Source organism: Streptomyces sp. Edi2 (assembly GCF_040253635.1).
Lineage (GTDB): Bacteria > Actinomycetota > Actinomycetes > Streptomycetales > Streptomycetaceae > Streptomyces.
On the sequence record NZ_JBEJGX010000003.1, the window covers coordinates 5,789,941 to 5,816,932 of the forward strand.

General features: G+C 68.9%; 27 protein-coding genes and 2 pseudogenes. 10 read left to right on the forward strand and 19 right to left on the reverse strand.

The features are described 5' to 3' along the window. Window positions 1-16 precede the first annotated feature (16 nt). The gene (locus ABR737_RS28955; protein ID WP_350253451.1) at window positions 17-2,017 is read left to right on the forward strand and encodes an alkaline phosphatase family protein; all 2,001 of its coding nucleotides are present in this window, start codon (window positions 17-19) and stop codon (window positions 2,015-2,017) included. A gap of 19 nt (window positions 2,018-2,036) precedes the next feature. Here the strand turns inward: ABR737_RS28955 and ABR737_RS28960 are convergent, their stop codons facing one another. Then, window positions 2,037-2,939 (reverse strand): phosphorothioated DNA-binding restriction endonuclease, encoded by a 903-nt coding sequence (locus tag ABR737_RS28960; protein WP_350253453.1) that lies wholly within the window; start codon window positions 2,937-2,939, stop codon window positions 2,037-2,039. Between the two features lie 210 nt (window positions 2,940-3,149). On the opposite strand from ABR737_RS28960, the gene ABR737_RS28965 reads away from it, so the two are divergent. Further along, window positions 3,150-3,524: a GNAT family N-acetyltransferase gene (locus ABR737_RS28965; RefSeq protein ID WP_350253454.1), complete on the forward strand. Its 375-nt coding sequence runs from the start codon at window positions 3,150-3,152 to the stop codon at window positions 3,522-3,524. Between the two features lie 69 nt (window positions 3,525-3,593). On the opposite strand, the pseudogene ABR737_RS28970 reads toward ABR737_RS28965, so the two are convergent. The 11 genes and pseudogenes from ABR737_RS28970 to ABR737_RS29020 all read right to left on the reverse strand — a co-directional run. Then, a pseudogene (locus ABR737_RS28970) lies at window positions 3,594-3,722 on the reverse strand (IS5/IS1182 family transposase); the annotation flags it as partial. 41 nt (window positions 3,723-3,763) lie between these two features. After that, window positions 3,764-4,798: an alpha/beta fold hydrolase gene (locus ABR737_RS28975; RefSeq protein WP_350253456.1), complete on the reverse strand. Its 1,035-nt coding sequence runs from the start codon at window positions 4,796-4,798 to the stop codon at window positions 3,764-3,766. Between the two features lie 407 nt (window positions 4,799-5,205). Further along, window positions 5,206-5,580 carry a transcriptional regulator gene (locus ABR737_RS28980; protein ID WP_350253458.1) on the reverse strand — a complete coding sequence of 125 codons (375 nt, stop codon included), beginning with the start codon at window positions 5,578-5,580 and terminating at the stop codon, window positions 5,206-5,208. Further along, window positions 5,577-6,410: a hypothetical protein gene (locus tag ABR737_RS28985; RefSeq protein WP_350253460.1), complete on the reverse strand. Its 834-nt coding sequence runs from the start codon at window positions 6,408-6,410 to the stop codon at window positions 5,577-5,579. The genes ABR737_RS28980 and ABR737_RS28985 overlap by 4 nt, the downstream gene beginning before the upstream one ends. Window positions 6,411-6,648: 238 nt before the next feature. Beyond that, window positions 6,649-7,860, reverse strand: coding sequence for a macrolide-inactivating glycosyltransferase (mgt, locus tag ABR737_RS28990; protein WP_350253461.1), 1,212 nt, complete (start codon window positions 7,858-7,860; stop codon window positions 6,649-6,651). A gap of 517 nt (window positions 7,861-8,377) precedes the next feature. Next, window positions 8,378-8,686: a hypothetical protein gene (locus tag ABR737_RS28995; RefSeq protein WP_350253462.1), complete on the reverse strand. Its 309-nt coding sequence runs from the start codon at window positions 8,684-8,686 to the stop codon at window positions 8,378-8,380. A 376-nt stretch (window positions 8,687-9,062) separates the two neighbouring features. Further along, on the reverse strand, window positions 9,063-9,497 hold the full coding sequence (locus tag ABR737_RS29000; RefSeq protein ID WP_350253463.1) for a hypothetical protein: 435 nt from the start codon (window positions 9,495-9,497) through the stop codon (window positions 9,063-9,065). Between the two features lie 240 nt (window positions 9,498-9,737). After that, a complete protein-coding gene (locus tag ABR737_RS29005; protein WP_350248784.1) occupies window positions 9,738-10,610 on the reverse strand; it encodes an IS3 family transposase in 873 nt (290 codons plus the stop codon). Then, window positions 10,607-10,915 (reverse strand): transposase, encoded by a 309-nt coding sequence (locus ABR737_RS29010; protein WP_502964272.1) that lies wholly within the window; start codon window positions 10,913-10,915, stop codon window positions 10,607-10,609. Before ABR737_RS29010 ends, ABR737_RS29005 begins: the two co-directional genes overlap by 4 nt. Window positions 10,916-11,473: 558 nt before the next feature. Beyond that, window positions 11,474-11,773 carry a hypothetical protein gene (locus ABR737_RS29015; protein ID WP_350253464.1) on the reverse strand — a complete coding sequence of 100 codons (300 nt, stop codon included), beginning with the start codon at window positions 11,771-11,773 and terminating at the stop codon, window positions 11,474-11,476. 273 nt (window positions 11,774-12,046) lie between these two features. Then, window positions 12,047-12,292: a DUF7848 domain-containing protein gene (locus ABR737_RS29020; RefSeq protein ID WP_350253466.1), complete on the reverse strand. Its 246-nt coding sequence runs from the start codon at window positions 12,290-12,292 to the stop codon at window positions 12,047-12,049. A gap of 340 nt (window positions 12,293-12,632) precedes the next feature. Here ABR737_RS29020 and ABR737_RS29025 point away from each other — a divergent pair. Both ABR737_RS29025 and ABR737_RS29030 read left to right on the forward strand, forming a co-directional pair. After that, a pseudogene (locus ABR737_RS29025) lies at window positions 12,633-13,375 on the forward strand (XRE family transcriptional regulator). Window positions 13,376-13,378: 3 nt separating this feature from the next. Then, window positions 13,379-13,849 (forward strand): NUDIX domain-containing protein, encoded by a 471-nt coding sequence (locus tag ABR737_RS29030; RefSeq protein WP_350256958.1) that lies wholly within the window; start codon window positions 13,379-13,381, stop codon window positions 13,847-13,849. 9 nt (window positions 13,850-13,858) lie between these two features. Here ABR737_RS29030 and msrA read toward each other — a convergent pair whose 3' ends face one another. The 3 genes from msrA to ABR737_RS29045 form a co-directional block, all read right to left on the reverse strand. Continuing rightward, window positions 13,859-14,527: a peptide-methionine (S)-S-oxide reductase MsrA gene (gene msrA / locus ABR737_RS29035; protein WP_350253467.1), complete on the reverse strand. Its 669-nt coding sequence runs from the start codon at window positions 14,525-14,527 to the stop codon at window positions 13,859-13,861. Between the two features lie 287 nt (window positions 14,528-14,814). Beyond that, entirely contained in the window at window positions 14,815-15,669 is an 855-nt protein-coding gene (locus ABR737_RS29040) for a YwqG family protein (RefSeq protein ID WP_350253469.1), read from the reverse strand. A gap of 383 nt (window positions 15,670-16,052) precedes the next feature. Further along, window positions 16,053-17,213 (reverse strand): hypothetical protein, encoded by a 1,161-nt coding sequence (locus tag ABR737_RS29045; protein WP_350253470.1) that lies wholly within the window; start codon window positions 17,211-17,213, stop codon window positions 16,053-16,055. 385 nt (window positions 17,214-17,598) lie between these two features. On the opposite strand from ABR737_RS29045, the gene ABR737_RS29050 reads away from it, so the two are divergent. Beyond that, window positions 17,599-18,759 carry a cystathionine gamma-synthase gene (locus tag ABR737_RS29050; RefSeq protein ID WP_350253472.1) on the forward strand — a complete coding sequence of 387 codons (1,161 nt, stop codon included), beginning with the start codon at window positions 17,599-17,601 and terminating at the stop codon, window positions 18,757-18,759. A gap of 77 nt (window positions 18,760-18,836) precedes the next feature. Here the strand turns inward: ABR737_RS29050 and ABR737_RS29055 are convergent, their stop codons facing one another. Both ABR737_RS29055 and ABR737_RS29060 read right to left on the reverse strand, forming a co-directional pair. Continuing rightward, window positions 18,837-19,163 (reverse strand): hypothetical protein, encoded by a 327-nt coding sequence (locus tag ABR737_RS29055; RefSeq protein ID WP_502964392.1) that lies wholly within the window; start codon window positions 19,161-19,163, stop codon window positions 18,837-18,839. A 343-nt stretch (window positions 19,164-19,506) separates the two neighbouring features. After that, window positions 19,507-20,007 carry a MarR family winged helix-turn-helix transcriptional regulator gene (locus tag ABR737_RS29060; RefSeq protein WP_350253474.1) on the reverse strand — a complete coding sequence of 167 codons (501 nt, stop codon included), beginning with the start codon at window positions 20,005-20,007 and terminating at the stop codon, window positions 19,507-19,509. 207 nt (window positions 20,008-20,214) lie between these two features. Between ABR737_RS29060 and ilvA the strand changes: the two genes are divergently transcribed. The 3 genes from ilvA (at window position 20,215) to ABR737_RS29075 (ending at window position 24,026) form a co-directional block, all read left to right on the forward strand. Further along, complete coding sequence (gene ilvA / locus ABR737_RS29065; RefSeq protein ID WP_502964393.1) at window positions 20,215-21,549, forward strand: threonine ammonia-lyase; 1,335 nt, start codon at window positions 20,215-20,217, stop codon at window positions 21,547-21,549. A 444-nt stretch (window positions 21,550-21,993) separates the two neighbouring features. Continuing rightward, window positions 21,994-23,151, forward strand: a complete 1,158-nt coding sequence (locus ABR737_RS29070) for an ATP-binding cassette domain-containing protein (RefSeq protein ID WP_350253476.1) — start codon at window positions 21,994-21,996, stop codon at window positions 23,149-23,151. After that, the gene (locus ABR737_RS29075; protein WP_502964394.1) at window positions 23,148-24,026 is read left to right on the forward strand and encodes an ABC transporter permease; all 879 of its coding nucleotides are present in this window, start codon (window positions 23,148-23,150) and stop codon (window positions 24,024-24,026) included. The genes ABR737_RS29070 and ABR737_RS29075 overlap by 4 nt, the downstream gene beginning before the upstream one ends. Window positions 24,027-24,146: 120 nt before the next feature. Here the strand turns inward: ABR737_RS29075 and greA are convergent, their stop codons facing one another. Together greA and ABR737_RS29085 are read right to left on the reverse strand one after the other, a co-directional pair. Beyond that, window positions 24,147-24,644, reverse strand: a complete 498-nt coding sequence (greA, locus tag ABR737_RS29080) for a transcription elongation factor GreA (RefSeq protein ID WP_030088184.1) — start codon at window positions 24,642-24,644, stop codon at window positions 24,147-24,149. A 450-nt stretch (window positions 24,645-25,094) separates the two neighbouring features. Next, window positions 25,095-25,505, reverse strand: a complete 411-nt coding sequence (locus ABR737_RS29085; protein ID WP_350253478.1) for a DUF4307 domain-containing protein — start codon at window positions 25,503-25,505, stop codon at window positions 25,095-25,097. Between the two features lie 131 nt (window positions 25,506-25,636). Between ABR737_RS29085 and mca the strand changes: the two genes are divergently transcribed. Continuing rightward, window positions 25,637-26,509 carry a mycothiol conjugate amidase Mca gene (gene mca, locus ABR737_RS29090; RefSeq protein WP_350253480.1) on the forward strand — a complete coding sequence of 291 codons (873 nt, stop codon included), beginning with the start codon at window positions 25,637-25,639 and terminating at the stop codon, window positions 26,507-26,509. A gap of 4 nt (window positions 26,510-26,513) precedes the next feature. Beyond that, complete coding sequence (locus ABR737_RS29095; RefSeq protein WP_350253482.1) at window positions 26,514-26,765, forward strand: RAMP4 family protein; 252 nt, start codon at window positions 26,514-26,516, stop codon at window positions 26,763-26,765. The last annotated feature ends 227 nt before the right edge of the window (window positions 26,766-26,992 follow it).

The following is a 26,992-nucleotide window of genomic DNA, read 5'->3' on the forward strand; positions in this document are numbered from 1 at the left end:
CGGAAGGACCTTCGGGTTGTCGCACTTCACGCGCTCTGACCAACTGCCACAGGAGAAGAAGGCACCCCCGACCGGGGACTTGCCGCACGACGGCCCCCACAGCCCCAACGGCCCCCCGGAGCACGCACGGGATGCCAGGGACGCGCCGGATGCCGTGGCCACGCCAGATGCCGCCGCCCGGGCTGCCGTGCCCGCGCCGGACACCACGGCCACGGCATCGGAACAGAAGTCCGCCCCGGAACAGAAGTCCGCCCCGGAAGAGAAGTCCACTCCGGCCAGGCCCACGGACCACGCCACCACCCCGGACAAAGCCACCGACCACGCCCCCCTCCCCACCCACGGCTGGCGCGCCCGCCACCCGGCCGTGGCGCGGGCAGCAGCATGGACCACCACCGTCCTGGCCGCCGCCCTGGTGCTCGTCACCCTCCTCCTGCCGAACGACCCCAACCGCCTCACCCTCGCCGAATTCGTCCGCATACCGGTGGAGGGGATAGCCGGCGCCGCCCTGCTGCTCCTCCTGCCACAGAGGGCACGGCGGTGGGCCGCGGTGCTCGCGGGAGTCGTGCTCGGCCTGCTGACCCTCCTGGACCTCCTCGACATCGGCTTCGTCGAGGTGCTGGGCCGAGGGTTCAACGTGGTGTTCGACTGGGCCCTGCTCGGCGACGGCGCCTCCTTCCTCCAGGACTCCATAGGCCGGACGGGCACGATCGGAGTCGAGATCGCGGCCGTACTCCTCGTCCTCGCCCTGCTCGTTCTCCCCGCACTGGCGGTCGTCCGGCTCAGCAACCTCATGGCCCGACACGCCACCAGGACGGCCGGCACCACCCTCGTCCTCGGTACCGCCTGGGCCCTCTCCGCGGCCCTCGGCCTGCAGATCGCCGGTGCGCCGGTCGCCTCCCGCAGCACCTCCGACCTCGTCCAGGCTCGTATGGACGGCGTGAGCGCGACCCTGAAGGACGAGCGGGCATTCGCCAAGGAAGCGGCGAGCGACCCTTACCACCACACCCCGGGAAGCAACCTGCTCACCGGGCTGCGCGGCAAGGACGTCATCTTCACCTTCATAGAGAGCTACGGACGCAGCGCCGTCCAGGACAGGCTGATGGCTCCGGGCGTCGACGCCACGCTCGCAAAGGGGACCGAACGGCTGCGGGCGGCCGGCTACTCCGCCCGCAGCGGCTGGCTCACCTCGGCGACGTACGGCGGCGGCAGCTGGCTGGGCCACTCCACCTTCCTGTCCGGCCTGTGGATCGACAACCAGCAGCGCTACCGCACCGTCACCGCGGGCGATCACCTGACCCTCACCAGCGCCTTCAAGCGCACCGGAGCCTGGCGCACCGTCGGCATCATGCCCGGCGTCACCAAGAGCTGGCCGGAGGGCAAGTTCTACGGCCTCGACCACATCTACGACTCCCGGGAGCTCGGCTACAAGGGACCCAAGTTCAGCTGGTCGACCATGCCCGACCAGTACAGCCTCGCCGCCTTCGAGCGCCTGGAGCACGGCAAACCGCACGACAAGCCTCTGATGTCCGAGATCATCCTGACCTCCAGCCACAACCCCTGGGCGCCCCTCCCCAAGACGATCGGCTGGGACAAGGTCGGCGACGGCTCCGTCTACAACGGCATCGAGAAGGCCGGCAAGCGCCCCGTGGACGTGTGGCAGCAGACCGACAAGGTGCGCACCGAGTACGGCAAGTCCATCCAGTACTCCCTGAACAGCCTCATCTCGTACGTCGAGAAGTACGGCAACAAGAACACCGTGCTCGTTTTCCTCGGCGACCACCAGCCGGTCGCCAAGGTCTCCGGCGACCACGCCAGCAGGGACGTCCCGGTCGCGATCGTCGCCCATGACCCCGACGTCCTGAAGCGCATCTCCGACTGGCACTGGACGCCCAGCCTCAACCCCGGCCACAAAGCCCCGGTCTGGCGGATGGACACCTTCCGCGACCGCTTCCTGAAGGCCTACGGCTCACACCCCGGCCCCGCCACCACACCTCCGGCCTCCCACACCGGCCGCTGATGCCTGCTGCCAACTGCCCTCAAACGCTCTCCGGCACCCGGGGCTCACCACGGAAAACCTGCGCGGTATGCCAGGTGATGTAGTCGGGGGCGACCTCTGCGCTGCCCCGCTGCGGCCCGACCACGGCCTGTCCGGAGAGGCCGAGCACGTGCTCGCGCGCGGCCCGGCTGTGCCCGATGAACTCCTGGGAGACCGTGATCCGCCGGCCGGGATCCAGGCCCAGCACCCCTCTGTCGAACAGCTTGTGGTGCAGTGAGCACAGGCACAGACAGTTGGCGAGTTCATCGGGCCCGCGGAAGGCCCACCATTGGACGTGGGCGGCCTCCAGCCCGACCGGCACCCGGCCGATCGAACCGTCGAAGCCGCAGAAGGCGCACCGGTATTCGTAGGCGATGAGCACCCGCCTGCGCAGCTCGGCCGCCCGCCGACGCCCCGGGACCGTCCCGGAGGCGACCGGTATCCCCTCCGCCGTCTCCAGGTCGAGCCCCACGGCCGCGGCGATGTCCGGATGGGCCGACGGCGGGAAGTGCCGGTCCAGCAGCAGTTGGGCCAACTGCCCGAGCAACGCCGGATCAGCCGCGAGCGCACCGCGCAGCCCCGCGGCCAGCCGCCCCCGCGCCCCGCTCTCCCGCAGCGCCCGCACCCCTGTCCCCGGACTGCCGTCCCCGCTGTCGGTACGCACCTCCCACACCCCGTCACTGACGAGATGGTGGAACGGATAGGAGGGCGACGTCCGGTGCGTGGGGCCGTAATCCCGCAGCAGCTCGCTCAGCTCGTGCTCGATCTCGGAGTAGCGCATCGGCTGCTGCGGCACATGCTGAAACCGCCCCAACGCATAGAGCATCAGCAACGGCTTGTGCGGCGCCCGCGCTCCGTTCTGCGCCCACTGCCGCAGATTCCCCACCCGCTCCACCCAATCCATAACAGGACTCTAGGCCGAGGCCCCCACGCCAACCATGGAGACGGAGACGGAGACGGAGACGGAGAGGGGGATGGAGACGGAGACGGGGACGGAGACGGGGATGGAGACGGGGATGGAGATGGAGACGGGGACGGGAACAACTCGGAGGCCATCTCACGCGACGCGACAACCACTTGGAAAACCCAAGCACCATGAATACGCTGTGCCCTCATGATCACGAGCGGTGAAAACCACGGGTACGAGCTCTCTATGGACCCGGATCGCCTCGACGTGGAACTAGTGCACCGATGGCTCTCGACGGACGCGTTCTGGGCCCTGGGGCGCACCCGGGAAACCGTCGAAGAGTCGGTGCGCGGCTCGCTGAACTTCGCCCTCTACGACGCCGGCGGCAACCAGGCCGCTTATGCTCGCGTGGTCACGGGACTTGGGACGTGGCTTGCGACAGCAGTTCGCGACCACCTTGCCCCCTACCGGCTCAAGCGCGTTCTCCTGTCGACCCTGGACGCGCACCAGGTCTACGCGAAGGCCGGATTCGTCCCGGTCCCGAACCCCGAGAACTTCATGATCCTCAACGCCGAGGGGTGAGGGGAGCGAACAGTCTGCGGTAACAAATGAGAGCGCAGGCGCTGCTGCCGGCGAAGGCAAGGAAGCGCTGTCGTACCCCTCGTCGGAGTGCAGCTTTCCGGTCCGACGCCTGCCGGGCCCGCGACGCGAGCGAATGGGCGGAATGCCGCACACGAGGGGTACGAGCGCTTGGCCGGTATGCGGCGAAGCGGCGGTGAGCGGTCGTGCTGCCCTCTAGGACATCTAGGAAATCTAGGCGTCTAGGACGTAGGCATACCACTCGGCCGGCGACGAGCCTTCTCCACAACCTCGCGCACCGCATCGGTGACGAGCTGAGGCCGGTTGTTCTGGATGTTGTGGTCGCTCCGTGTCTTGGTGATGTGCTGCGCGCCGGGAAACTGCTGCGCGAGATCTCGCTGCGAGGCACGTTGGGCCCGCCAGAAGACCTGCGGGAAATCCGCCGGAGCATGAACCGGCAGCCGGGCACGGAACGCGTCGGCGTCGAATTCATCCCCGGTCAGCACGACCACCGGGATCTTCGGCACCGTCGGCGCGCCACGCACCTGCCCGAAGACGATCGCGGGACTCTGCCTTTCCACATCTTTCCACTGGGCGATGCGCTTCTTGTCGTCGTTACGGATCAGTGCCAGAAAGGTGCCGAACTGCTGCGGCGTGAGCCGCGATTGCAGAAATTCCGACTCGGCGTCCACGAGGACGAGACCGGACACCTCATGCGGGTACTCACCGGCATAGATCCTGACGATCGGCCCGCCAGCCGACCATCCCGCAAGCACATACGGGCCGGGTACCTTGGCTGCCTTCAGCAGTGCGTGCAGGTCCGCGACATCACCGCGTGCTGTGGTGGGCTGTGCGACCGTCGACGACGTGGTGAACTTCCCGTTCTCCCGCACCGTTCCCGGGCGATCGTAGGAACAGACCCGGGTGAACCGCCCCACCGAGGGATATACGGCAGAACTGCTGGGCTTTCTCCCGCCGCCCGGTCCGGTCACATAGCTCCAGGTGTCCGCGGCCGCGACGAGCCCCGGTACGAGCACGACGGTCGGCGACCCACTGCCATGGCACTCCAGATACATCATGCGGCCATGCCCGATATCGACCAGCCGCCCAAACGACGTCGCGGTCTCCGCGCCGGCGTTCGCCGAGACGGAAGAATGCGTGGTAGATGCACCACAGGCCGTCATGCACAGCGTCGATACGGCCAGAATTCCGGCCCACCCGAGAAAACCTCTTCGCGCGCCACACCCACCCCGGGGGACGATGCCAGAAAGACTCATCTCACTCCGTCGTGATTCTGCGCCAATTCGTCAGGGGGATCCCGACCATGAAATCCGGTGATGGGTCGCATCGAGCTAAGGGTTCAAGGTTCAGGGCTCAGCTCAGGGCTGTCACGGTGCCGTCCGCCGAGGAACAGAAGAACAGAGGAACAGGGGCCTCGGGCGAGAAATAACACCGGGGGGCAACGTATGCGATCTGCCAGACACCGACAACGATGCAGCCTTCGGCGAGTCTTCCCCGGCCGCGATGACCAACAATGACCAATGGCGGCCAACAGCGGCCAACAGCGGCCAACGCCGCCCAGACGCCGACCCAACGATGACCAACGACCGTCACTCAACCGGACTTCTTTACCACTGCCGCCTCCAACCCCATGCTCCCGGAGCGGGCACCGCGGCCGTTTTGATCAGGCGTCGGGCGACCCAGACGCGGGGCGGGGAGTTTCCAGGCGAAGGACAAGGGCACGCAGGGCGCGGAGTTCGGCGTCCAGCGCCTGCGCACCTTCGCGGGTGAGGGCAATCCACGTGCGGGGGCGCCGGCCGGCGTAACCCTTCTCCATGGTGATCAGATCCGACTCTTCCAGCACCTTCAGGTGCCGGGAGAGGTTTCCGTCGGTGAGGGCGAGTTGCTTCTTCAGAAAGCTGAACTCGACTCGGTCGGCTTCTCGGGCAATCGTGAGAATGCCGAGCCGCACGCGCTGGTGGACGGTGTCGTCCAGTGACCGGGTCGGATGGAGTCTTTCCTGTTCCTCGCATGCAGCCGGCGAGTCCTCGACGCTCATGAGGCAGCCGTACCCGCCGGGGCGGCGCCGGACGCGGCTCGGCGACGGGCCACCGCCCACTCGGCCAGGCCGGCAAGGAGCAGGATGGCGGCGAGCAGGCATGCCTTGGCCTGCGGTCCGTCGGTCCAGCCGGGGTCGGCGGTGCCGTTGGGGGCGGCGGGGTGCTGCCAGGGGAGCCATCCACTGCCCCAGGAGGCACCGAGGTAACCGGTGAGCAGTACGGCATGAGCGGCGCCGGCGGCTGCGGCGATCCAGCTGCGTTCGGCCATCCCGAGGGCGAGAAGTCCGATGCCGACCAGGTACCACGGTGACGCGTAACTGTTCTCCAGCAGCTCGGCGTCCCACGACTGGTGCCGGCTGAACAGCAGGGCCATCAGGGCTGCCGTGATTGTTGCGGTGGCTATGGCGGTTGTGCGGATCCACACGCCGCGGCGAGGGACGATACCCCGGGCCTCGCCGCGCAGGCGGTACCAGCGGGCGAAGACGAACCATGCCAGGGGAAGGAGCGCGAACCACACGCCCCAGGCCGCGAAGCGCAGGACGGCGCCGTCGAATTCGCCCCTCAAGCACGGGGTCCCCGGTTCATGGACGACGCACAGGCCGGTCAACTCTGCGTAGGCAAAGGTCGGATAGGACCCGATGGAGCGGCCATGGGCTCCGAAATTGAAGGCGTACCGGGCAACCGGAACAGCCGCCAGCGCAAGCAGGCTGAAGCCGAGAAGGGAGACCCACGAGCCGTTCATCTGCGCGCGGGCCCGGACCCGCAGGCCTTCCGTTGCTGCTAACAGGCCGACCGCATCCGCCCTCGGTTCGGGCCCTGCACTACTCAATGACGGTGTTCCCATCATGCCCCCCCATGCCCCTTGCGGCCCGCGCTTCGGCAGCCCCGGTCAGCGGACCGTCCGGTCGCGGCCGCCACCACTGCACTCACTTTGCAACGCAAAGTACATGGCAGTCAAGAGTAAGTGACAGTGGCTGCACCACAAGTGGCAGCGGCTGCACAGCCCTGAACCAGCGCACGATGTAGACACAGCGGTCCCTTGTCTACGGCGTACTGCCGGCGCGCCCTTACCCGACAGACAGTTCGGCCTCGATGAGGTCGGCCGCGCGATGGGTGCCGCCTTCGGCAGCCATCTCCCGCTGGATGGAGGCGAGTCGGCACCTCACGTCCGGGTCGTCGACGAGCGCGAGCACTGCCGCACGCAGGGTGGCGGCATCGGCCTCGTCCATCGGTACGTGGCGGGCCACGCCGAGCTCCTGGAGCATGTCCGCGTTGCCGAACTGGTCGACGGCCTGGGGGACGGCGACCATGGGCGTGGCGGTGGCCAGCCCCTCCTGGCTGCCACCCGCCCCGGCGTGCGTGATGAAGGCATCCGCCTTCCTCAGGATCGCCAACTGCGGTACCCAGCTGTGCACTTCGATGTTCGCCGGGACCTTCCCGAGATCATCGGCGGTGACATGCTTGCCCACCTGGAGCGCGACATGCCAGCCCGGCAGATCACCGAACGCCTTGACGCACTCGCCGTAGAAAGCCGACTGTTTGGTGAAGGACGAGCCGAGCGAGACCAGCAGCACCCGCTCGGCGTCCGCGGGTCGCTCCCAGTTGCCCTGCGTGGCGCGGTCGCCCTGGCAGGCGCCGACGAACGAGTGGACCTTCTCATCGACCCGGCCGGCGTTCGGCTGCAGTGCCTTCGGGATGAGCACGATCGAGCGGGCGGGGCGGCCGACGAACGGGTCGGGATGCTGCGTGATCCCGTTCTCGGCAAGCCAATGGGTGAACTTCTCGTAGTACGCCCTGCCGCGCTCCGTCTCCTTGGGCTCCGCCCACATCGGCTCGGCAACCTCCTCCTCGTACCCCTCCCATGCGACCAGATTCGGCGAGAGGGAGATCGCGGGAACGCCCCAGCGGTGAGCGAGGACGCGTGCCGGGTACGAGGTGATGTCGTGCAGCACGAGGTCCGGCTCATCGTCTTGGTACGCCGTGATGAGCTGCGGCAGTGCCTGGATCGCGTCGTCCAGGAACGGTTCGACGTTGTCGAGGAGCGTGGTACCCCACGCCGACGGGTCGTCGTCGGGCGAGGGCAGCGTGGTGCGGTACAGGACGGGTTCGGCGCCGGTCTCGGCAACCTTCTCCTCGAAAAGGTGCGGGATCGCGTACGTGACACGGTGCCCACGGGCAGCAAGCTCGCGGATCACTTCGAGGCTCGGGTTCACGTGCCCGTGGGCGGCGATGGAGAACATGGCGATATGTGCACGTCTGCGGGGCTTCGGGTTCATCATGCCCTCACCATAAGCGAGACGAGACGTCTCGTTCAATGCGTTTCCCCGGCAAGTGGATCCACGGCAAGCGGATCCGCAACAAGCACACCCAGTGCACGCGCATCCACAACAGGGCAGTTACGCCCGGGCTGTTGCCCCCCCCGCGGTCACCGTCGTCGGGCGGCCCTCGCCCGCAGCAGCAAAACGCCCGCACCGGCCACCAGGCGCGACAAGAAACCGAGACGCCGAGAAGCCGAGAAGCTGAGGAGTCGAGGAGTTGAGGCGCCAAGGAGTTGAGACGCCGAGAGGTCGACCGTCTACCGCCAACGACGGGGCAGCCGTGCTACTCCGTGCCTCGTTCGTCCCGCAGGAGGCGGCCACGTAGATCCCGGGCGGGATGTTTCCTACGCACGTCCGCCCCTGGGCCGGGCTCGTGCGACCGCCAGGTGAAGACGAAGCGGTTTGCGTCACGGTCGAACGAGATGGCGACGGCGACTTCGGGGATGCTGAACTCTCTCCGGGACCAATCGGTGATCGCTCAGGCCAGCCCCTCCGCCTGGAACTCGGTTTCGGGGAACAGCACGCGGTACACCGTGACCAGCGTCTGCCGTTCCGGAGGCTGGGCTGCCTCGATCGCCTCGGCTGCCAGACTCAATCCGTGCCGCAGCCAGCCGACTTCGCCCGGGGTGAGGCGCAGCCCTGAGCGGTCGGTGGGGGAATGAGCGAGGACAGGCGTGGCGTCCAGCCAGATCCGATGGCTGACCCGCTCGGCGCTGTGCGGGGGAGCTGCCACCGAGGCCGACCCTGCCGTGAGATCGATGGCGATACCCCAGGTGGGGCCGAGCATGCGGTAAACGGTCGTGTGCATCAGCCGCCAGTCGGGAACGCTGTGGTGGGCCGAGGGAAGGCACGAGTCGCACAAACCCGTTCGTGGATCACTCTCCGGAGCGGAGAGCGTAGTCGCGGGTGGTGCTTGCTGCGCAGTCCGTTGCGCTCGCTGAGGTCTACGAGCTGGCCGGCCAGACGTTCCACTTCCGTCACCACGTGACCGGGGATGCCGCCCGCCACGTGGGCGTGGTCGGGGTCGTACTCCCAGCGCCAGTCAGCGTTCTCCGGGCCGGGAGGCCGATGGCGGCGTGGGCCTCGTCCAGGATCCGGCCGATCTCGGAGGCGGCCTGCCGTGCCTGAGCCGCGTCGCCCGATTCGGTACGCGATCTTCCAAGCTAGTCTCCGATGCTTCCCGAAGCTCTTGGTCCTGGGCGCAAGCTCCGCACGAAAAGTGGCACCGACAACAAGAGCAGGGCCCCTTCGGCAGCCAGGCTGACCAGCCCAAGCGGCTCTGTCCAATTGCCGATGTCATCGCTGTAGTCGGGCAGTCCTGGCCCTCTGGAGAGGATGTAGCCCACCAGGGGGCCGAGGGCGACCCCGACCGCCAGCAACCATCCCAGTCGTACGAGGCCGAGGAGAAGCAGCACCGCCGCGACCACGGCCGCGATCTCCAGGACGTGGTAGGCGATGCCTATGTAGGAGGGGTCCCTCGTTGCCGTGATGCCGCCTTGGTCCACGACGTGGATACCGGCCACCACAAGGCACAGCAGAGAGCCCGCCCACCGGGCCACCCAGGTGGCTTCCGGCACCATGGCAGTACGGTGTGACATCGAAGGCACCTTTCCTTCAGGGCCGGGGAACCTGGCGTGCCACAGTCACCTCTGGCTAGCTCCTGAACGGGCAACGCACGGCCCCCGTGTCTACCCCCAGCCTCCGCGGGCAATCGTTTGCTGTCGATCCGCGCAGTGCAGACGGGTGATGCAGGCATCGACTCCCTTTCCGGAGCCTGTAGAACCGCCAATGCCCGATCTGAGCTTGTTCCGCTTTGACGGACACCATTGGTGTGGTGGTCAGGCTGCGAGTGCGGTCTCATATTCGGCGGGACTGCGGTAGCCGAGGCTGCTGTGTAGTCGGTGCAAGTTGTACCAGCCCTCGATGAAATCAAAGATCGCGGTGCGGGCGGCGGCCCGGCTGGGCCAGGCGGCAGTGCCGAGCAACTCTCGCTTGATGGTGGCGAAGAACGACTCGGCGAGCGCGTTGTCCCAGCACTGGCCGGTGCGGCCGACCGACAGCCGGATGCCGAACTGGTCAGCCAGGGAGGCGAATTGCTGACTGGTGTACTGGCACCCGCGATCGGAGTGGAAGATCACCGGACGGGTGGGGCGACGCTGCCGGCAGGCGGCCTTGAGAGCATCGGCGACCAGATCGGTCCGCAGGTGATCGGCTGTCGCCCAGCCCACCACCCGGCGCGAGGCGATGTCGATGACAGTGGCCAGGTAGAGCCAGCCCTCCTCGGTCGGGATGTACGTGATGTCGCCGCACCAGCGAGCGTCGAGGGCCGCTGCGTCGGGCCGGAAGTCCCGGACAACGAGGTCGGGCCGCACGGCAGCTCGTGGATCGGGGATCGTGGTCGGGTGCCGCCGTCTGCGGTGCCGGCCCTGCAGCCCGGCGGCCCGCATCAGCCGGGCGACGCGGCGACGGCCGCATCTGGAGCCCTCACGCTTCAGTGCGGCGTGGATGCGTGGGGAGCCGTAGGTGCCGCGCGAGTGCTCATGGACTTGCGTGATCTGTTCGGTCAGCTCGGCGTCGCGGGCTGCCCGCGGGCCGGGAGTACCGGTGCGGCGGGCGTAGAAGGCGGTTCTGGAGACCCTCAGCAGTTCACACGCTCGTTTGACGTTGTGGCCGCTCTGCTTCTCCGCCTCGATGAACGGGTGCACCGTCACCGGGTCTCCTTCGCGAAGAAAGCCGTGGCTCGCTTGAGGATGTCGACGTCCTCGCGCAGTCGGCGGTTCTCTCGCCGCAGCGCGGCCAGTTCCTCGCGTTCGCTGCTGGTCAGGCCTTCGCGCTCGCCCGCGTCGACCTCGGCCTGGCTGACCCACAGCCGTACTGCCGTCTCGGTCAGATCGAAGTCCTTGGCGATCTGACCGGCCGAGCGGTCACCGCGCCGGCACAGCTCGACGATCTCCGCCTTGAACTCCGGCGTGAACGAACGGCGAGGGCGAGGCTTCTTCTTCCCCATGCTCTCCATGATGGACATCCTCCCGGGGCAGAACCCCTGATCTCTGATGTCCGTCAAAGCGGATCAAGCCCAATCTCTGTAGATCCCCGGATCCGATGCTGACCGTGCCAGAACGAGCGGGGAGCCACGGGGAACCGCGGACATCGGCAGTGCATTAACCCCGCGTCCGCCAAAGTGCACTCACCGCAGGTCAACCGCCGGGTCGCTCAACCTCGCTCCTAACGCGGTGGTCGATCACCGTTCGCACCAGCCCGCGCCCGGTGGACTATAAATGGGCAGGATGGCTGAGGCAGGAGCCGGTTTGGCGAGGCATACGCGCGCCTGATCGTTCGGCGAACCCACCGTCGTGGCTGACTGTCGGTGGCTGATGTCAAGACGGGTGGGGAGTCATGACATGCCAGATGTGTGCCAGAACGGAGGGGTACCCACAGTCATTTAGGGCGCTTATCGGTGCATGAAGCCCTGGAGAGGTCGGGGTTAGTCGCCCGGCTACTGACCTGCAGATCCACCGTGGAGGTTACCTCCAGGCTTACAAAGCAGCGATCGTGAAGGCGGCGCACAGCTGCATCAGCAGCTTCGCGAATCCTCAGCGCCAGCCTTCCGCCACCTGAGCGCTTCTTCTCGCGCTGCGCTGGCCAGAGCTAGCGCAGCCTGCACGGGAAGTGACAGCCGGAGTACCCCCGAACCATCCGTTGTTGTCGATGCCGTCGACATAACCTGGGTCGTGTCGATGCCGGCCTCATCCATGGCTCCCTTCAGTTCCGTCGCAGCGTCCACCGCGCTCCGCCAGCCGGCTACGTAGTCCACGCCGCGTACCCACATCCAGCCGTCCGGTTCCGGAGCCTCGTCGTCGAAGTTCGGGTCCATCGGATCGTGCTGCACAGAACGTCACTCCCAGGAGTAGCAGTTGATTACCTGGGGATGTCACCCGCCGGTCAACGGGCATGACAGCGGCCCCAGTACCATCGGCACCGGGGTCCGCGAGAGCTCCGGACCGGACCACCCCGGATGCTGTCCAGGCGAGGGGTGGTCCGGTCTCACATGTCTTTGGTCAGCCGTTGTCAGGGGTGCTGATGACGACAAGCGGCACGACTATCGCCGCCCAGACGGCCACGATCAGCACGCTGAATAATCGCTGTCTCACAGGCACTCACCGTCCGTTGGCGTCATGCGCCAGAAGCGTGTGACGGTTTCGCGGTACTGGCGGTGCGAGGGATTTCGGCCGGTGTGCGAGAAGGCCCAGTCGCGTGCGACCTCGAACTCTTCCGAGGGGTCTGCTGCGGCGTCGCAGGACATGCACTCCAACTCGTGCACCATCTCGGGGGCTTCTGGAGCGGTCTCCGGCCCCATCGTCCACCTGAGGTAGCGATAGACCGACCTGTTCACAGCCCGCTCCTGCTGTGAGCGTTGAGTTCTGCGACTCGTGAGCTCAGGTCGTCACAGGAACCGAGTGCACGTAGATCCTCCGGACGTGCATCCCATTCGATCCCACCTTGGGGCGGACGCAGTTGTACGTGCGACCACCTGAAGTCCATGACCCGGCCGACTCGGCCGCTCCTGGTGTCCAGCGTCAAAGTGCCCAGCGCAGGGGCTTTCTTGTCGCTCATGCAAGGAGGATCACGGCGGTGCCCAGGACGTAGGAACCTCGCCCAAAACCCATTTTGGGACGTCCCGGAGGAGGTAGAGCGTCCCTAGCAACGTCCCAACTTCCAGGGAGAGACTGCGGATGCCGAACGAGAGGCTTCGTGCCGCCATGGCAGCCGGAGGGTGGACCCATGCCACCCTCGCAGCGAGGGCTCAGGTGGACCCCAAGTCCGTAGAGCGATGGGTCAACTTGGGTCGGACGCTCGACGAGCGACGGCCCTGCTGGCGGCTGAGACGTTAGGAGAAGACGTGCATGCACTTTGGCCGGCGCTCAGGCAAGCACGCTCTGCCCGCGCTGTCAGCTCCGAGCTGGTCGCGTTGTACGACCAGCGGGCGGACGTTCCCGTATCCACGTTCACGGACATGCTGGCGGAGGCCCGCGAGAACATCGACGTACTCGTCTACGCGGCGGTCTTCCTGCACGAGGGATTTCCCCGCCTGAACGATCTGCTCCGTGAGCGCGCCGCCGAAGGGTGCTCCGTACGCATCGCGTTGGGTGATGCGGAGAGCGAGAACGTGCGGCAGCGCGGCGAGGAGGAACGGTTCGGGCACGGCATCGAATCGCGTTGCCGGCTCGCCCTCATGCACTACCGGCCGCTCCTCGGGGTACCCGGAGTCGAGATCCGGACCCACGGAACCACGCTGTACAACTCCATCTACCGGGCGGACGATCAGCTCCTGGCCAATGCCCATGTCTGGGGAGTGAACGCCTACGGAGCGCCCGTGTGGCACCTTCGGCGCAACGGGGATGGTGGAATCTTCGACACCTACGCCCAGAGCTTCGACGCGGTATGGACGACGGCGAAGCCCGTACCCGAGGAGTGAACCCTGTCGCGTACCGAGTACTACGACGATCCCGACGCCCCCGAGCCCAACAGTCTCGTTGTTGCCGCTTCAGCCGTGGTGACCGACGACGAGGGTCGCATCCTGCTCCAGCGGCGCCGGGACAACGACCTCTGGGCCCTGCCCGGCGGTGGCATGGAGATGACCGACTCCCTTCCCGGCACCGCGGTCCGGGAGGTCAAGGAGGAGACCGGGCTGGATGTGGAGATCACGGGGCTGGTGGGGACGTACACCGATCCCCGTCACGTGATCGCCTACACGGACGGAGAGGTACGGCGGCAGTTCAACGTGTGCTTCACCGCGCGCCTCGTCGGAGGGCAGCTTGCCATCTCGGACGAGTCCACGGAGCTGCGGTTCATCCACCCCGATGAGATCGGCGATCTCCCGATGCACCACACGCAGCAGCTTCGTATCCAGCACTTCCTGGAGCATCGGGAGCGCCCCTACCTGGGGTGATGACCCGAGTCATTCCCCGGCCGGAGCCACGCCCACCGGGCAGCTCACGCCCGTCCCACCGATCCCGCAGTAGCCGGCCGGGTTCTTGTCGAGGTACTGCTGGTGGTATCCCTCGGCCGGGTAGAAGGGGCGGGTGGTGTCGGCGGGGAGGATTTCGGTGGTGATGTCGGCGTGGCCGGAGTCGTGGAGGACGGTGCGGTAGGCGTCGCGGGAGGCTTCGGCGGCCTGCTGCTGGGCGGGGGAGTGGGTGTAGATGGCGGAGCGGTACTGAGTGCCGACGTCGTTGCCCTGGCGGAAGCCCTGGGTGGGGTCGTGGGACTCCCAGAAAAGTTTCAGCAGGGTGCCGTACGAGACGATCTTGGGGTCGAAGACGACGCGGACGGCCTCGGTGTGGCCGGTGTGGCCGCTGCAGACCTCTTCGTAGGTGGGGTTCGGGGTGTGGCCGCCCTGGTAGCCGACGACGGTGGTCCAGACGCCCTCGGTCTGCCAGAACTTCCGCTCGGCGCCCCAGAAGCAGCCCAGGCCGAAGTCGGCGATCTGCAGGCCGGCCGGGTAGGGGCCGAGCAGCGGGTTGCCGAGGACGGTGTGCCGGTCGGGGACGGTGAAGGCCCGCTCGGGGCGCCCGTCGAGTGCTTCGTCCGGCGTGGGGAGGTGGGTCTTGAAGCGGGAGAAGAGCATGGGATCAGGCTCCTGGGCTGGGCGGGCGGGACGCGGCTGGTGGCTGGACGCGGATGATCGCTGCGCTGGGCCGGACTCGGTCGATGGCTGGCGGAGAACGTGTGTCTGGGGGAACGCCGGGGGAGTGTGGGGTATTCCGTCCCAGGGCGGTAGGGCGGTAGGGCGGTAGGGCAGTAAGGCGGCAGGGCGGGTGGGTAGACGGAATGGTCGTCGTGGGTGTGAGGGGCAATCGCGGTGGGCGGGCGAGGGCAGATGAACGCTCGTCCGCCGACCCGGTAGCCGTGCCGTCAGCCGCACTGCCAGGTGAACATCGCGCGGTCGAAGCGGCGTTCGGCCAGGTCCTCGGGGCGTATGAGCCAGTAGAGGGCGCCGCAGTCGCCCCACATCATGTCGGCGTCGTTGTCCGTGTCGATCTGGGCCAGCAGGACCCAGCGGAGTGTTTCCTCCTCGATGCGCGGGTCGCCCCACGGCGGGCCGCCGAGGGCTCCGCGGGCGACCTCGGACTCCACCGCGTCCTGTTGGGGGTTCGCGTGGCCGCCGAGGCGGTGTTCGGTGCCTCCGGAGTGGTCGTACAGCGCCTCCTGGAAGTCTTCGCCCCACAGCGGGTGGTCGTCCGGCAGCGAGTCGAACTCCTGCTGGACCACGGGGTGCCAGGTGTACGGGGCGGTCGCCTCCGTGCGTGCTGTCAACGGCACCTCGGGGTAGGGCCGGATTCCTTCCGGTGTGGCGCGTGCGGCGGTGGGGACGTCCGCCGGTGTGTACAGCACGCGTGCGCCCGCCCAGGTGTCGGGTTCATGGGGCGCGACCAAGGCGCTGCCGTCGTCGAGCTGCCCGTCGAAGTAGAAGAAGGCCAGCGTGCCGTCGGTCGGTATGGCGATGTCGAGGGCGGCCGAGGGGAGCAGAGCGCAGTCGAGCGAAGCGATGAAGGCGAGCGGGCCGTGGCCCTCCCAGACGGGCCATTCCGTGTCCTCGGGCAGTTCCGGGAGGCCGCCGAGCCGGCCGACGACCGGGGCGGTCCCGGGGGCCGTCGCCTTCTCCAGTCGCAGGCCCGGTCGCAGCAGGCCGATCCACCGCTCGGCGATCTCGGCGGACAGGTGCGTGTGGGCGAGCGTGTGCAGCGGTTCAACGGTGCTCAGGGTCATGTGGTCGATGATGCACGGGGCCACTGACAGTCGGTTGTGGGTGTGGGATTGAGTCTGCGGGCCGGCGTCGTCAGGGTGCGGAGCCGAGCCGTTCGGAGTCGTTTGGGGCCGAGCCGTTTGGGGCCCCTTGGAGCCGGGCTGTTTGGAGCCGTTCGGGGATGGCGTTCGGCTGGCCCTCGGCTTCCGGCTCGCCCTGTGCCTGTGGCCCGTATCTCCTGTGCGCGCGGCCCGTCCCTCCGGTGTCCGGCCCGCCTCGACGGTCCGGCCGGTCCTCTGCGCACCGCCCGTCCTCTGCACGCGTCTCGCCGCGTGGCCCGCTGCCTTCTGCGCGGCCCGCTGCCCTCCGCGCGGAAGCCGCTTCCGTCTGCCCGCCCGGGCCCGCCCTACTGCCCCGCCGGCGGAAAACCTGCCGCGTTGCCGCCCAGTTGTTCCCAGCCCGCGATGGCCTGGGCGCGGTAGGCGGCGTACTCGGCGGCGGGGCTGCGGCCGTACGACCAGGGGACCGCGCCCACGTGGCCGTCGACCAGGCGGAGCTGTTCCAGGGCCTCGGCGTAGCGCTCGGCGCGGACCAGGAACCAGACCAGCAGGTGGCGGACGTGCGGCGCCATGGGGTGGTCGGCGGGGGCCTCGCGGAGGGCGAAGTGGGCGCCCTCGATCGCGCGCTCGACGACCGCGCTCCGGTAGAGGCTGCGGACCAGGTTGGCCTCGGGGAGGTGGTCATAGACCGCGAAGAGGGGGAGGGCCGGGAGAAGGGTCTTGGCGGGGGCGGTGGCCGCCGCGCGCTCGGCGAAGGCTTCGGCCTCCTTGCGGGAGCCGTGCCACTTCTCGGACCAGTAGGGGAGCGCGGCGAGGTGTGCGCCCATGTGCTGCGGGGCGCGCTGGACGACCTTCGTCCACAGCTCCTCGTAGTCGGCGGGGCGGTCGCCCAGGCCGCGGGCGACGGCCAGCTCGGTGATGTACGGGATCGGGCTGCCGGGCGCCAGCAGGGCCGCCTCCCGGCAGACCGTACGGGCCTCTTCGAGGATCATGCGGAAGTCCTGCGAGCCCGGGTCGCGCAGGGCCTGGACCACCAGGAACTGGGCGTGCGTCTGGGCGCCGCCCGGGTCCTTGGGGGCCTCCGAACGCCAGGTCCGCAGCCAGATCCCGCCGGTCCGCCCGCCGTCGCCGTACCCCGGGGCCGTACCGCGCCGCTGCTGCTCCGTCGCCTCCTCCGCGGCCAGCTCGAACGCGGCGGCGCCGGCCAGCGTCTGCACCCGCTGCCAGCGCCGCTCCCAGTCGTCGCCGGTGGACTTCAGCAGCGCGGCGGCCGGGCGCCAGTCATGTGTCCGGCGCATCTCCTCCAGCGCATCGGCCAGTTCCTGGTCGGGGCCGGGCAACCGGACGTCGAGCTCGTCCAGCGGTACGAAGCCGTAGCCGGCCATCGGGTCGGAGGCCACCACCAGGCCCTGCCGGGTGTGCTGCACGGCCCGCCGGCGCCGCATCCAGGGCAGGAAGACGAAACCGCCGAGCGCGAGCGCGGCGAAGAGAACGAGCAGAGCGTCCATGTGGGGTGTCCTGTACCTGTACGGCTATCGGTAGCGGTGTGGGGGTGGGGGTGGGTGTGGGTGTTGGTGTCGGTCCTGGTGCCCGGTGGCCGTGGGCCGTAGTGGTCACGGCTACCGCTGTAACGCTAACCGTGCGGGGCGAAGGCGCGGCGGGAGCGGCGGGCGCTGGGGCGCTGAGGGGATGGGAGTGGCGGGAGAGTGGCGGGGGAGTCGTAGGGGCGGCTGGGATGGCGGAGGGTGGTGGGGTGGTGACGCGCGGTTGAGGTGATGCGGTGGGGGCCGGTGGGTGGTCCTGCCGTCCTGCAGTTCTTCGTATGTATCCACTATTCGGGCGACCAGAAAGTTCCGAAAAGTAAGGTCGCGAGGCCGACTACCCTCGTTTGGCATGAGCGATCAGCGCGAACCACGCCACCAGCATTTTGAAACCGTTGCCATCCACGCAGGTCAGGAGCCCGACGCGGCCACCGGCGCGGTGGTACCGCCCATCTACCAGGTATCCACGTACAAGCAAGACGGAGTGGGCGGGCTCCGCGGCGGCTATGAGTACAGCCGCAGCGCCAATCCGACCCGTACCGCCCTGGAGGAGAACCTCGCGGCCCTCGACGGCGGCCGCCGCGGCCTCGCCTTCGCCTCCGGCCTCGCGGCCGAGGACTGCCTGCTGCGCACCCTGCTGAGCCCCGGCGACCACGTCGTCATCCCCAATGACGCCTACGGCGGGACGTTCCGTCTCATCTCGAAGGTCGTCGAGCGCTGGGGCGTGGAATGGTCGGTGGCCGACACCTCCGACCCGAAGGCCGTACGCGACGCGCTGCGGCCCCGTACGAAGGCGATCTGGGTCGAGACGCCCAGTAACCCGCTGCTCGGCATCAGCGACATTGCGGCGCTGGCCGGGGTCGCCCATGACGCCGGGATCAAGCTGGTCGTCGACAACACCTTCGCCAGCCCCTACCTCCAGCAGCCGCTCGCCCTCGGCGCGGACGTGGTGGTCTACTCCACGACCAAGTACATGGGCGGGCATTCCGACGTGGTCGGCGGCGCTCTTGTCGTCAACGACGACGCCCTCGGCGAGGAACTGGCCTACCACCAGAACGCGATGGGCGCGGTCGCCGGACCGTTCGACGCCTGGCTCGTGATGCGCGGCATCAAGACGCTCGCCGTCCGTATGGACCGGCACAGCGCCAATGCGGCCCGCATCGCGGACCTGCTGGCCTCGCACAAGAAGGTGACCCGCGTCTACTACCCGGGGCTGGCCGAGCACCAGGGCCACGAGGTCGCCGCCAAGCAGATGCGGTCCTTCGGCGGCATGGTGTCGTTCCAGGTCGCGGGCGGTGAGCAGGCGGCAGTGGAGGTCTGCAACCGTGCCAAGCTGTTCACCCTCGGCGAGTCGCTGGGCGGTGTCGAGTCGCTGATCGAGCACCCGGGGCTGATGACGCACGCCTCGACGGCCGGGTCGCTGCTGGAGGTCCCGAACGACCTCGTGCGGCTCTCGGTCGGCATCGAGTCGGTCGACGACCTGCTGGCCGATCTCACGCAGGCGCTGGGCTGACCCAGGCGACCGACCCAGGCGCTGGGCCTCACGCAGGGACCGGTCTCACGCAGGCTCTGCGCTGACGCACCGGTCGCTCACCGCCGGTCGCTCACCACCCCCCTCCGCGGGAGGGGTGGTGCCGGCCGCGGGGGCAGCCGGTCCAGCAGTCCGCCGCGCGGCCGGCGGTGCCGCCGGGCGGTGTGCGCGATGGCGGTACCGCCCTGCTCCTTAAGAGCTTGGGGGAGGGCGGCCGTCTCCGGGCGGGTGCGCTCGTACGGATCGTCGCCGCGCAGCCGGTCCCAGCCGGCGTATGTCCGCGCGAGTGCGCAGGTCCGCAACTCCTCGGCGGCCGGAGCGGGTCGGGAAGCGGGCTCGCCGGTCAGCAGGTGGCGATGCAGGAGGTGGCCCGCCGCGCCCGCCACGAACAGCTCGACCTCACGGGCCTGGCGGCGCTCCTGCCCCGGCCGTCGCTCTCGTACCGCGCCTCCCGGATGACGGGCACCCGACCGGCCCCCGAACCCCCGACCTCGCGGGGATCCTCAGCCCTCTGGAGGACACCCGGCCCCCTGGGCACCTATGGCACGGCAGCGCGTCCGCCGGGTCAAGAGGTGCGACGTGTGCGGCGTGTGCGACGTGTGCGACGTGCGGCAGTCCGTGGACAGGCGGCCGGGCAGGCGCGCGGGCAGGCAGGCGGCCGGGCGGTCAGGCGCGCGGTTGGCCAGGCGCGGTTGAGCAGGCGGCCCAGGACGTCGCCGGAACGTCACCTCAGGACGTCGGGCCCACCGGCGGCAAGGACGCGGTGATGTCGGAGAGGGACGCGTTGAAGCGCGTCAGGAGCGTGGTGAACGCCGTGCGCTCCTCCTCGGTCCACTGCTCCGTCACCAGCGCCATCAGCGCGCGGCGGGACGTGCGGACCTCCTCCAGGCGGGCGTGGCCGCGCTCGGAGAGCTGAAGCACCACGGCCCGGCCGTCCTCCGGATGGGTGGCACGGCTGACCAGTCCGGAGTCGACCAGCGGGGCGACCTGCCGGGTGACCGTCGAGGAGTCGATGCCCATACCGGCGGCCAGGGCCTTCACGCCCATCGGACCCTCCTGGTCGAGGCGGTTGAGCAGCAGGTAGGCGGCGCGGTCCATGGAATTGCGCGCCTGCCCGACGCCGCCGAGCCGGCTCTGTTCTGCGCGGCGGGCGAAGACGGCCACTTGGTGCTGCAGCGCGTCGAGGAGAGCGGGGTCGGTGTGGGTCGTCATGTCCGAAGAGGTGGGCATGGCCGGGAGCTCGCTTCGATGGAAGTGCGTATGGATGGGAGGACAGCGTACGCGGACCCGGCGTGAGGCGTCCCTGGGCTGTCCATTCCGATAACGCCCCGTAACCCCCGGCGGCCGTACGGGGGCGCGCCGCTCGGTTCCGCCACGTGCCTGATCGCCATTCGGGCAGAAAACGCTCCACGGAGGCCGAACTGCAAGACTGGCGCCATGGCTGCCCACACGCCGCGTACGCCGCACGGAACCTCCGCCTCCGCGCACGGAACCGCTGCCTCCGCGCACGGAACCTCCGCCCTGGCGGACGGAGCCTCTGCCCCGGCGCACCGTGCCGAGGACCCGGCCGCCGCGGTGACGGTCGATGACGTACGCGAGGCGCACAAGATGCTCTCGGGTGTCTCCCGGGCCACCGCGATGGAGGGCAGCCGCTATCTGTCCGGGCTGGTCGGCGCCCCCGTCCACCTCAAGTGCGAGAACCTCCAGCGCACCGGCTCCTTCAAGATCCGTGGCGCCTACGTGCGGATCGCCGGGCTCTCGGCGCGCGAGCGGGAGGCCGGTGTGGTGGCCGCCAGCGCCGGCAACCACGCCCAGGGCGTGGCGCTCGCGGCGTCGTTGCTGGGGGTGCGGTCGACGGTGTTCATGCCGGTCGGCGCCCCGTTGCCGAAGGTCGCCGCCACCCGCGAATACGGCGCCGAGGTACGCATGTACGGCCAGGTGGTGGACGAGACGCTGGCCGCCGCCCAGGAGTATGCGCGCGAGACCGGCGCGGTCTTCATCCACCCCTTCGACCACCCCGACATCATCGCCGGCCAGGGCACCGTCGGCCTGGAGATCCTGGAGCAGTGCCCCGAGGTACGGACCATCGTCGTCGGGGTCGGCGGCGGCGGTCTCGCCGCGGGGGTCGCGCTCGTGGTCAAGGCGTTGCGGCCCGATGTGAAGGTCGTCGGGGTGCAGGCGGCGGGGGCGGCCTGCTATCCGCCGTCCCTGGCGGCCGGGCGCCCGGTGGCGATCGAGGGTCTTTCGACGATGGCGGACGGTATCAAGGTGGGGCGGCCCGGCGAGGTGACGTTCGGGATGGTCGAGAAGCTGGTGGACGAGGTCCGTACGGTCACCGAGGGCCAGCTCTCCAGGGCGCTGCTGTTGTGCCTGGAGCGGGCGAAGCTGGTGGTGGAACCGGCCGGGGCGAGCCCCGTGGCGGCGCTGCTCGCCGATCCGGAGTCCTTCCAGGGGCCGGTGGTCGCGGTGCTGTCCGGCGGCAATGTCGACCCGCTGCTGCTGCAGCGCATCCTGCGGCACGGCATGGCGGCCGGCGGGCGCTACCTCTCGCTGCGGCTGCGGCTGACGGACCGGCCGGGGGCGCTGGCGACACTGCTCGGGGTGCTCTCCCAGGCCGATGCGAATGTGCTCGACGTCGGCCATGTGCGGACGGACCCCCGGCTCGGGCTGACCGAGGTCGAGGTGGAGCTGCATCTGGAGACGCAGGGGCCGGCGCACTGCGACGAGCTGCGCACGGCGCTGCACGAGGCGGGGTACGTCATCGCGGAGTAGTGGCGGTACGGGCTCGAAGGGCGGTACGGGCTCGAAGCGGCGGCGGCACGGGCGCGCACTGGCAGTACGGACTCGAAGCGGTAATACGGGCTCCTGGTGCGGCGGCCCGTACGGGCCCGCGGTGCGGCGGCGCGCCGGTGCGCGCAGATGCCGTGCGAGGTACCGGGATACCGCAAAAGGGATCGCCGCAAAGGGATAGGGCGCAAGGGGCGTGTGGGTATAGCGTGGCGCCCCCCACACGCGCCGACAAACGCCTGTTCCCCTTCTGTTCGTGCGCGGAAAATCGAAATTTGTATCGCGATGTATCGCGTTTGGATGTACCGTCGTGGTCACGGGGTGCCAGGCAGTCGTGGCGTTCCGTTGCGGACTAATGCCGCAGAGCGGGCATAAGCCGCCGATCGTAATATTCGACCTGGAACTGACCCAAGCCATGGGAGAACCCATATGCCAGGCGCCATTTACGCCGAAGGTCTGGTGAAGACGTTCGGCGACGTGAGGGCACTGGACGGCGTCGATCTCGACGTCCCCGAAGGAACCGTCCTCGGAATGCTCGGCCCCAACGGTGCCGGCAAGACCACTGCCGTACGTGTCCTGACGACCCTGCTCCGGCCCGACCGCGGCAAGGCGGTGGTCGCCGGGATCGACGTCCTCGCGCAGCCCGACGAGGTGCGTCGCTCGATAGGCCTGTCCGGTCAATTCGCCGCCGTGGACGAGTACTTGACCGGTCGCGAGAACCTGACAATGGTCGGCCAGCTCTACCAGATGAGCGGACGTGACGCCAAGCGCCGGGCCGCTGAACTGCTGGAACGCTTCCATCTCGGTGACGCCGCCGACCGCACCGCCAAGACCTACTCCGGCGGTATGCGCCGCCGGCTCGACCTGGCTGCCGCACTGGTCGTCAGCCCGCCCGTGATGTTCATGGACGAGCCGACCACCGGCCTGGACCCCCGTAACCGACAGGCGCTGTGGGACGTCATCCAGGAACTGGTGGCGGGCGGCACGACCCTGCTGCTCACCACGCAGTATCTGGAGGAGGCCGACCGCCTCGCCCACGACATCTGCGTCGTCGACCATGGCAAGGTCATCGCCCGGGGCACCTCCGACCAGCTCAAGGCGCGTACCGGCGGCGAACGCGTCGAGGTCGTGGTGCACGCCCCGGAACACCTCACCGTCGCCGACGAGGTCCTGCGCGGCTTCGGCAAGGGCGAGGGCACGGTCGAACCGCACACCCGCAAGCTCACCATCCCCGTGACGGGCGGTGCCAAGCTGCTCGCCGAGGTCATCCGCGAACTGGATGCGCGCGGGGTGGAGATCGACGACATCGGGCTCCGCCGTCCGACCCTCGACGACGTGTTCATCTCGCTGACCGGGCACACCGCGGAGGCGGCGGAGGAGAACGGCGCGGGCGGCAAGGGCTCCGTGGGGCGGCAGAAGAGGGGCGGCAAGGACGGCAAGCCCAGCAAGGACGGCAAGGGCAGCAAGGACGCCGGGGCGGCCGGTCCTGGCGAGTCGGGGCCGGCGGCCCGGGTGGCAGATGCGGGCGCGGGCGTACCGACGGATGTGGCCGTCGGCGTGCCGACCGGCAAGGAGGGCGTGAAGTGAGCACGGTGACCGAAACGGCCGGCGACGCCCGTATCCGTACCCCGCTGTCCCGAGGCGGCTTCAGCCGGTCGGTACGCGACTCCCTGGTCGTCGCCAAGCGCAATCTGATCCGGATGATCCGGATCCCCGAAGTAGTGATCTTCGGCCTCATTCAGCCGATCATGTTCGTGGTGCTGTTCACCTACGTCTTCGGCGGCTCCATCAACGTCCCCGGTGCCCCGCCGGGCGACGATCAGGCCTACCACGAGTTCCTGATGGCCGGGATCTTCGCGCAGACCGTCACCTTCGCCACGGCGGGTGCCGGCGCGGGGATCGCCGATGACATGCACAAGGGCCTGATCGACCGGTTCCGGTCGCTGCCGATGTCCCGCGGTGCGGTGCTCACCGGCCGTACCCTCGCCGACCTCGTGCAGACCGCGCTGACGCTGGTGGTGCTGGCGGTCGTCGCGCTGCTGATCGGCTGGCGTTCCCACGAGAACATCGCCGAGGTGCTGGCCGGCTTCGCACTGCTGCTCCTGCTCGGCTACGCCTTCTCCTGGATCGGCGCGCTCATCGGGCTGACGGTGCGGACGCCCGAGGCGGCCACCTCGGGCGGGCTGATCTGGCTCTTCCCGCTGACCTTCATCTCGAATGCGTTCGTACCGGTCGACGGCATGCCGTCGTTCCTGCAGCACATTGCGGAGTGGAACCCGTTCAGCGCGACGGTGGCCGCCGCCCGGCAGCTGTTCGGCAACACCATCGACAAGGCGCCCACGTCGGTGACCGGGGCCTGGCCGATGGACCACCCGGTGCTGGCCTCGGTGATCTGGTCCGTCCTGATCATCGCGGTCTTCCGGACGCTGGCCGTCCGCAAATACCGGTCGGCTACGGCATGAGCGTCACTGCTTGAGCGGCCCTGGTGCCGCAGACGCGGCGAGTGCCGCAGACAAGGCGAAGCGGCCCGGAACATCCATGGTGTTCCGGGCCGCTTCGCTGTCTCAGGGGTGTCTCGGGCGTCAGCCGGTGTACGGCTTCGCGTCGAGGATCTTCACGGCCGCCTTCTTGCCGTTGGGGAGCTCGTACTCCGCCTCGGCGCCGACCTTCTTGCCGTTCACGCCGGTGCCCAGCGGCGACTGGGGGGAGTAGGTCTCGATGTCCGAGCTCGCGTACTCCCGGGAGGCCAGAAGGAACGACAGCGTGTCGTCCGGGTCCCCGTCGAACGCGATGGTGACGACCATGCCGGGGGCGACGACGCCGGTGGCGGCAGGCGCTTCGCCGACCTTGGCGGTCTGCAGCAGCTGGGTGAGCTGGCGGACACGCAGTTCCTGCTTGCCCTGCTCTTCCTTGGCCGCGTGGTACCCGGCGTTCTCCTTCAGGTCACCTTCCTCGCGGGCCGCCGCGATCTTCTCGGTGATCTCGGCGCGTGCGGGACCAGACAGGTGCTCCAGCTCTGCCTTGAGCTGGTCATACGCCTCCTGGGTAAGCCAGGTGACGTTTTCGCTGGTCTGGGTCACAGGTGCTCCTCGTCGGTACTGGGGATAAATCAAACGCCCTACCAGGAAGGTTTGCGCCTTCACAGGTGGGCGAAACCACGAGCCTAACAATTCCGGCACAAAACGGGGAAGAGGAAATTCACAGCGGCCGCACAGGAACGCATCATCGCTGATCAGAGGCGGTGACGACACGCCCCGCGGGGAAACGGCGCGGTGGGGCGGGGTGCAGTGAGCGGTGGGGCGGGCGATGCGGGTGTGGTGAGGGGTGTGCGGGGCTCAGGGCCATGCGCCGGGGATGCGGGCGGGTCCTGGGCGTGCGGGGTGTCCCGGGGCTGTGCGCCGGGGATGCGGGCGGGTCCTGGGCGTGCGGGGTGTCCCGGGGCTGTGCGCCGGGGGATGTGGGTGTGGTGAGAGGTGTGCGAGGGTGCCCCGGTACCTGGCGCCGGTGTGGCCGGGCGCCTGCCGTGCAGGTCAGCCGTTGCCCGAGGCCGTGCAGCCGACGAGGACGGCATTGGTGGCCCGCTTCGTGGTCCGCACCGTGACCTCGGTGTCCACCTGGGCCGAGCGCTGGTCGACGGTGACGTCCTTGCGGCCGACCTCGGAGCCGTCCTCGGCTTGCGAACGGAGCGTGCACACGCCCTTGCTGCCCGTGTCCTTGACGACCTCGAGGTGCACCTTGACGGCGTGGTCGGAGACCGCGTCCCAGGTGATCACACGGGCGCTGAGGTCCTGCCCGGAGATGTACGAGATGCCGGACCAGCCGATCACACCCAGCAGAGCGGCGCCGAGCACCGCGCCAATGATCTTGAGCTTACGGTCGGCACGCGCATCCGCGGAGCGGCCGTAGCGTCCGTCGGGGAGCCCGTCGCGCACCGCGGTCATGATCCATCCTCCTGGTCGGGGGGACCTGAGCAACGAACCCCCGGGGGGTCCCCGCCCCAGGGAATACAGCGCCCCCTCGCTTCGGTCACTATAGGAGGCATCTTCTCCGGCCCTTTACTGAGGATCGAGTCTTGACTGAGCAGCTGCGATTGATGGCGGTCCACGCCCACCCCGACGACGAGTCGAGCAAGGGTGCGGCCACGATGGCCAAGTACGTGTCCGAGGGGGTGGACGTGCTGGTCGCCACCTGCACAGGCGGTGAGCGAGGTTCCATCCTCAACCCCAAACTCCAGGGAGACCCGTACATCGAGGAGCACATCCACGAAGTACGGAAGAAGGAAATGGACGAGGCCCGGGAGATCCTGGGCGTCAAGCAGGAGTGGCTCGGCTTTGTCGACTCCGGGCTGCCCGAGGGCGACCCGCTGCCGCCGCTGCCCGACGGCTGCTTCGCACTGCAGGACGTCGACGAGGCGGCCGGGCAGTTGGTCAAGTTGATCCGGGAGTTCAAGCCGCAGGTCATCACGACCTACGACGAGAACGGCGGCTATCCGCACCCGGACCACATCATGACCCACAAGATCACGATGGTGGCCTTCGAGGCAGCCGGTGACCCGGAGAAGTACCCGGAGGCCGGCGAGCCCTGGCAGCCCCAGAAGCTCTACTACAACCAGGGCTTCAACAAGCCGCGCACCATCGCGCTGCACGAGGCGCTGCTGGAGCGCGGCATGGATTCGCCGTACGGCGAGTGGCTGGAGCGCTGGAAGCAGTTCGAGCGGCGGGAACGCACGCTGACCACGTACGTTCCGTGCGCCGACTACTTCGAGATCCGTGACAAGGCGCTGATCGCCCACGCCACCCAGATCGACCCCGACGGTGGTTGGTTCCGGGTGCCGATGGACATCCAGCGCGAGGTCTGGCCGACGGAGGAGTACGAGCTCGCGAAGTCCCGGGTGGACACTTCCCTCCCCGAGGACGACCTCTTCGCGGGCATCCGCAACAATTGAGTCCATGATGAGCGCGACCAGCACCCTCGCCCTGACGCACTTCGTCACCCTTGCCGACAGCTTCGACAAGGACAAAGTGACCCCCGGCGTCCTCGGCTTCATCGTCTTCGCGGTCATCGGCGGCGCCGTGTGGCTGCTGATGAAGTCCATGAACAAGCAGATGAAGAAGGTGGACTTCGAGGAGCAGCCAGAAGACGGCGAGGCGGGCAGCACCGCCTCCGCCGCCACGCCGGCCCCCAAGCCGAAGACCAGCTGAGTCCAGCCGAGACCGGATGAGTCCAGCCGAGACCGGCTGAGTCCAGCCGAGACCGGCTGAGAACAGCGGAGAACAGCTGCGGACCGGCCCGGGGGCGGGCCGCCGGTCCGTGAAGACCGGGTGGCGGTCGACGGCCGGCCGATGGACACGGCCGGCTGACCGGCCCGGCGGCTCGTCGGCCCGAGTGGCCGGCGAGCCGGGCCGATCCGCCATGGGACGCCGCCGGA

What these genes read in the sequence shown, in the direction of transcription:
- ABR737_RS28960 (WP_350253453.1), bottom strand. Translation starts at nt 2,939, where the DNA reads ATGGATTGGGTGGAGCGGGTGGGGAATCTGCGGCAGTGGGCGCAGAAC.
- ABR737_RS28965 (WP_350253454.1), top strand. Translation starts at nt 3,150, where the DNA reads ATGATCACGAGCGGTGAAAACCACGGGTACGAGCTCTCTATGGACCCG.
- ABR737_RS28975 (WP_350253456.1), bottom strand. Translation starts at nt 4,798, where the DNA reads ATGAGTCTTTCTGGCATCGTCCCCCGGGGTGGGTGTGGCGCGCGAAGA.
- ABR737_RS28980 (WP_350253458.1), bottom strand. Translation starts at nt 5,580, where the DNA reads ATGAGCGTCGAGGACTCGCCGGCTGCATGCGAGGAACAGGAAAGACTC.
- mgt (WP_350253461.1), bottom strand. Translation starts at nt 7,860, where the DNA reads ATGATGAACCCGAAGCCCCGCAGACGTGCACATATCGCCATGTTCTCC.
- ABR737_RS28995 (WP_350253462.1), bottom strand. Translation starts at nt 8,686, where the DNA reads ATGCTCGGCCCCACCTGGGGTATCGCCATCGATCTCACGGCAGGGTCG.
- ABR737_RS29000 (WP_350253463.1), bottom strand. Translation starts at nt 9,497, where the DNA reads ATGTCACACCGTACTGCCATGGTGCCGGAAGCCACCTGGGTGGCCCGG.
- ABR737_RS29010 (WP_502964272.1), bottom strand. Translation starts at nt 10,915, where the DNA reads ATGGAGAGCATGGGGAAGAAGAAGCCTCGCCCTCGCCGTTCGTTCACG.
- ABR737_RS29015 (WP_350253464.1), bottom strand. Translation starts at nt 11,773, where the DNA reads ATGGACCCGAACTTCGACGACGAGGCTCCGGAACCGGACGGCTGGATG.
- msrA (WP_350253467.1), bottom strand. Translation starts at nt 14,527, where the DNA reads ATGCTCTTCTCCCGCTTCAAGACCCACCTCCCCACGCCGGACGAAGCA.
- ABR737_RS29040 (WP_350253469.1), bottom strand. Translation starts at nt 15,669, where the DNA reads ATGACCCTGAGCACCGTTGAACCGCTGCACACGCTCGCCCACACGCAC.
- ABR737_RS29045 (WP_350253470.1), bottom strand. Translation starts at nt 17,213, where the DNA reads ATGGACGCTCTGCTCGTTCTCTTCGCCGCGCTCGCGCTCGGCGGTTTC.
- ABR737_RS29050 (WP_350253472.1), top strand. Translation starts at nt 17,599, where the DNA reads ATGAGCGATCAGCGCGAACCACGCCACCAGCATTTTGAAACCGTTGCC.
- ABR737_RS29060 (WP_350253474.1), bottom strand. Translation starts at nt 20,007, where the DNA reads ATGCCCACCTCTTCGGACATGACGACCCACACCGACCCCGCTCTCCTC.
- ilvA (WP_502964393.1), top strand. Translation starts at nt 20,215, where the DNA reads ATGGCTGCCCACACGCCGCGTACGCCGCACGGAACCTCCGCCTCCGCG.
- ABR737_RS29070 (WP_350253476.1), top strand. Translation starts at nt 21,994, where the DNA reads ATGCCAGGCGCCATTTACGCCGAAGGTCTGGTGAAGACGTTCGGCGAC.
- ABR737_RS29085 (WP_350253478.1), bottom strand. Translation starts at nt 25,505, where the DNA reads ATGACCGCGGTGCGCGACGGGCTCCCCGACGGACGCTACGGCCGCTCC.
- ABR737_RS29095 (WP_350253482.1), top strand. Translation starts at nt 26,514, where the DNA reads ATGATGAGCGCGACCAGCACCCTCGCCCTGACGCACTTCGTCACCCTT.